The sequence below is a fragment of the Catenibacterium sp. genome, from assembly GCF_052354645.1.
Taxonomy (GTDB): domain Bacteria; phylum Bacillota_I; class Bacilli_A; order Erysipelotrichales; family Coprobacillaceae; genus Catenibacterium; species Catenibacterium mitsuoka_A.
Window position 1 is genome coordinate 1 of the sequence record NZ_DAWDDM010000184.1, and the last position, 4,077, is coordinate 4,077.

5 protein-coding genes and 1 riboswitch are annotated in these 4,077 nt (G+C 35.2%); of the genes, 4 read left to right on the plus strand and 1 reads right to left on the minus strand.

From position 1 onward, the window contains the following. Positions 1-499: flavin reductase (locus ACT8VG_RS08195; protein ID WP_444195598.1), on the minus strand; the 499-nt coding region annotated here is incomplete at its 3' end. A 90-nt stretch (positions 500-589) separates the two neighbouring features. After that, positions 590-670: riboswitch (ZMP/ZTP riboswitch) on the plus strand. A gap of 115 nt (positions 671-785) precedes the next feature. Between ACT8VG_RS08195 and ACT8VG_RS08200 the strand changes: the two genes are divergently transcribed. The 4 genes from ACT8VG_RS08200 to ACT8VG_RS08215 form a co-directional block, all read left to right on the plus strand. Beyond that, positions 786-2,456: a formate--tetrahydrofolate ligase gene (locus ACT8VG_RS08200; protein WP_444195599.1), complete on the plus strand. Its 1,671-nt coding sequence runs from the start codon at positions 786-788 to the stop codon at positions 2,454-2,456. 78 nt (positions 2,457-2,534) lie between these two features. Further along, on the plus strand, positions 2,535-3,023 hold the full coding sequence (gene purE / locus ACT8VG_RS08205) for a 5-(carboxyamino)imidazole ribonucleotide mutase (RefSeq protein ID WP_006506993.1): 489 nt from the start codon (positions 2,535-2,537) through the stop codon (positions 3,021-3,023). A 15-nt stretch (positions 3,024-3,038) separates the two neighbouring features. Next, on the plus strand, positions 3,039-3,746 hold the full coding sequence (gene purC, locus ACT8VG_RS08210; protein ID WP_444195600.1) for a phosphoribosylaminoimidazolesuccinocarboxamide synthase: 708 nt from the start codon (positions 3,039-3,041) through the stop codon (positions 3,744-3,746). A 21-nt stretch (positions 3,747-3,767) separates the two neighbouring features. Then, positions 3,768-4,077, plus strand: a 310-nt coding sequence (locus tag ACT8VG_RS08215; RefSeq protein ID WP_444195601.1) for an AIR synthase related protein, incomplete at its 3' end; no start/stop codon positions are given.

Genomic DNA, 4,077 nt, shown 5'->3' on the forward strand with positions numbered 1-4,077 from the left:
CTCTATTATAGATCTTTTCAACTTCACAGATATACATTGTATGGAAATCTTTATTAGGGTAATTCTTATCCACAAGTGTTTCATCTAAGAAACATTCAGGCTTGATTGTATCTTCATAGAGTTTCTTTCCCACAACAACAATGTCTGCTTCTTCAAATGTAGGAAGACCTTCAATAAATGTAGGCGTTAAATCAGTCTTCGCAATCTTATCTCCATCACGTCCAGATTCTCTACCTAATACTGTTAAATCTTTCATATGTTCTCCATTAAAGAATGAAAGAGTCATCTTATCATTAGAATCTATAAATTCCTTTGTATAACGCTGTGGTCTTACAAAACAAGTCATCACTGGCTTATTCCATAATGTACCCATCTCGCCCCATGAAATAGTCATAGTATTAAATGCGTCTTTATTACCTGCACTAAGTAGTGCCCATTCTTTGTTCAATTTATTGAATATTTCTAAATCAAATGTCTTTACATCTATTTCTTTAAACATAGTTATTACCTCCGTTTTTATATTATAAACTTATGACAATATTTAATCAAATTTGTGCTTGTCAAACAATAGGTTATTTGATAAACTACAACTGTATTATACGACTGACGGAAGTGGAATTAACCACATGGAGTATAATTTCTTGAAGAGCCGACCGTCTGGGCAACGTCCTGGACTTAGTAGGCTCTTTTTTTGTTTTTTCAAAAAAAAAGAAAGCATGCAGGTACTGGATTAGTATATAATTGTTTTGAAAGAAAATAACCTGAAAGAGAGGAAAAACAAAAAAATGTTAACAGACGTAGAAATTGCACAGAGTACAGTCATGGAACCAATAAAAAATGTGGCTGAAAAGATTGGACTGACTGAAGATGATTTAGAATTATATGGTAAATATAAAGCAAAAATCTCTTTAGAAACTATCAAGAAAGTTGAAAATAATCCGGATGGTAAATTAATTCTTGTAACTGCAATCAACCCAACACCTGCAGGTGAAGGTAAGACAACTACAATGATTGGTTTATCACAGGCATTACATCAGTTAGGTAAGAAGTCTATCGTTGCAATGCGTGAGCCAAGCTTAGGTCCTTGCTTTGGTATTAAAGGTGGTGCAGCTGGTGGAGGATATGCCCAGGTTGTTCCTATGGAAGATATCAACCTTCATTTTACAGGTGATATTCATGCCATCACTTCAGCAAATAACTTGATTGCGGCAATGCTTGATAACTCTATTCAGCAGGGTAACCCTTTGAATATTGATACTAGACAGATTGTATGGAAGAGAGTTGTTGACTTAAACGATCGTGCTTTAAGACATATTGTTGTTGGTTTAGGCGGTAAACCAAATGGTGTTCCTCGTGAAGATGGTTTTGATATTAGTGTGGCAAGTGAAGTAATGGGTATCTTATGTTTATCTACTTCTCTTGAAGATTTAAAAGCAAGAGCTGCAAGAATGATTGTTGCTTATAATTATGATGGTGAACCAGTCACTGTTGATGATATTCATGCAACTGGTGCTGTAACTTTATTATTAAAGGATGCTATCAAGCCTAACCTTGTACAGACTTTAGATCATACTCCAGTATTTGTACATGGTGGTCCATTTGCCAATATCGCTCATGGATGTAACTCAGTTATGGCTACAAAGCTTGCTATGAAACTTGGTGATTACGCTATTACTGAAGCAGGATTTGGTGCTGATTTAGGAGCTGAAAAGTTCTTAGATATCAAGTGTCGTCAGGCTGGTTTAAATCCAGATGCAGTTGTCATTGTTGCGACTGTTCGTGCATTAAAGATGCATGGTGGTGTTAACAAGAAAGAATTAAGTACTGAAAACCTTGAAGCATTAAAGAAGGGTATTGGTAACTTAACTAAACATATTGAAAATATCAAGAAGTTTGGTTTACCTTGTATCGTTGCTATTAACGCTTTCCCTACAGATACAGAAGCTGAATTAAAGCTATTAGATGATATGTGTAAGGAATTAAATGTTGAAGTATCTATTTCTGAAGTATGGGCTAAGGGTGGCGAAGGAGGCATTGATCTTGCTAACAAGCTATTAAATATCCTTGATACAGAAGAATCTCATTATGCACCTATCTATTCATTGGATATGCCTATTGATGAAAAAATCAAGACAATCGCCAAAGAAATCTATGGTGCAGATGATGTTGTCTTCACTAAGAAGGCAGCTAACAAGATCAAGAAGTTCACTGCTCAGGGCTTAGGTGATTTACCAATCTGTATTGCGAAAACTCAGTATTCTTTATCAGATGATGCGACTTTACTTGGACGTCCTGAAGGATTCAAGGTAACAATCAATGACTTGATTCCAAATACTGGTTCTGGATTCTTAGTTGCTATTTCTGGAAATATTATGCGTATGCCAGGTTTACCAAAAGTACCAGCTGCCAATAATATGGATATTGATGAAGAAGGTAAGATTACTGGTTTATTCTAATAATTGAGGTCAAGTTTAGGTGAAAGGCCTCTGAGCACCTAGATCATGAAAGTCATAATGAAAATATGGAGGACTGAAATGAAAGCTGCAGTAATTATGGGTTCTGCCTCTGATGAAGCAAAGGTAGAAAAAGGAATTGCTATATTAAAAGAATATGGCGTAGATGTTGAAGTACGTGCTTTATCTGCACACCGTGCACATCGTGCATTGAGTGAATTTGTAGAAGAATGCAACAACAATGGAACAGATGTTATCTTAACAGCTGCTGGTATGGCTGCTGCCTTACCTGGTGTCGTTGCTTCTATGACAGTGTTACCAGTTATTGGTATTCCAATTAAAGGTGCAAGTTTAGATGGAATGGATGCCTTATTATCAATTGTCCAGATGCCTTCTGGTATTCCAGTTGCAACAGTTGCAATTGATGGTGCTAAGAATGCTGCCTGGTTAGCACTTGAAATCATGGCAATCAAATATCCAGAATTAAGTGAAAAATTAAAGAACAACCGTCAGGCTATGGAAAAAGCCTGCTTAGATACAAATAACGAAATTTCAGAAAAATATAGATAAGAGGAGAAAACAACAATGGAAAAGAAAGAATTAATGTACGAAGGAAAAGCTAAGGAAATTTTTGCAACTGATAATGAAGATGTTATCTTAATGCATTATAAAGATGATGCAACTGCAGGTAATGGTGTAAAACATGATCAGTTTGCTGGTAAGGGTGTATTAAACCACACTATTTCAGGTATTATCTTTGATATGTTAGAAGAAGCTGGTATCAAGACTCATATGATTGAAAAGTTAAATGATACTGATGATTTAGTTAAGAAAGTAGAAATCTTCCCACTAGAAGTTATTGTACGTAATATTACAACAGGTTCTTTCTGTAAGAGACTTGGTGCTAAGGAAGGTGTTGTTTTAGCAGAACCAATTTTTGAAATTAGTTATAAGAATGATGAATATGGTGATCCATTAATCAATGAAGACCATGCTGTTGCTTTAGGTCTTTGCACTAGAGATGAATATAACACTATCAAATCTGAAACATTAAAGATCAACGAATTACTTAAGGCTTTCTTCTTAAGATTAAACTTAAAGCTAGTAGATTTCAAAATCGAATTTGGTAAGACTAAAGAAGGCGAAATCGTATTAGCTGATGAAATCTCTCGAGATTCTTGTCGTTTATGGGATGTAGATACTAACAAGAAGTATGACAAAGACGTATTCAGACAGGATATAGGTTATTTAATTGAAACTTATAAAGCAGTTCTTGCAAGAATGGAAAAATAATAGATAAAAGGATGAAGAAACATGGATTATAAAAAAGCTGGAGTAGACATTGAAGCAGGTTATAAGTCAGTAGAATTAATGAAGAAGCATGTTAAAGCGACTATGAGACCAGAAGTACTTGGTGGTATTGGTGGTTTTGCTGGTGCTTTTGATTTAAGCAAGATCAAGGATATGGAAGAACCAGTTCTTTTATCTGGTACTGATGGCTGTGGTACAAAGGTAAAACTTGCTTTTGTAATGGATAAACATGATACAATTGGTATTGATGCAGTTGCAATGTGTGTGAATGATATTGCTTGTTCAGGTGGAGAACCTCTATTCTTCCTTGATT

What these genes read in the sequence shown, in the direction of transcription:
- purE (WP_006506993.1), top strand. Translation starts at nt 2,535, where the DNA reads ATGAAAGCTGCAGTAATTATGGGTTCTGCCTCTGATGAAGCAAAGGTA.
- purC (WP_444195600.1), top strand. Translation starts at nt 3,039, where the DNA reads ATGGAAAAGAAAGAATTAATGTACGAAGGAAAAGCTAAGGAAATTTTT.
- ACT8VG_RS08200 (WP_444195599.1), top strand. Translation starts at nt 786, where the DNA reads ATGTTAACAGACGTAGAAATTGCACAGAGTACAGTCATGGAACCAATA.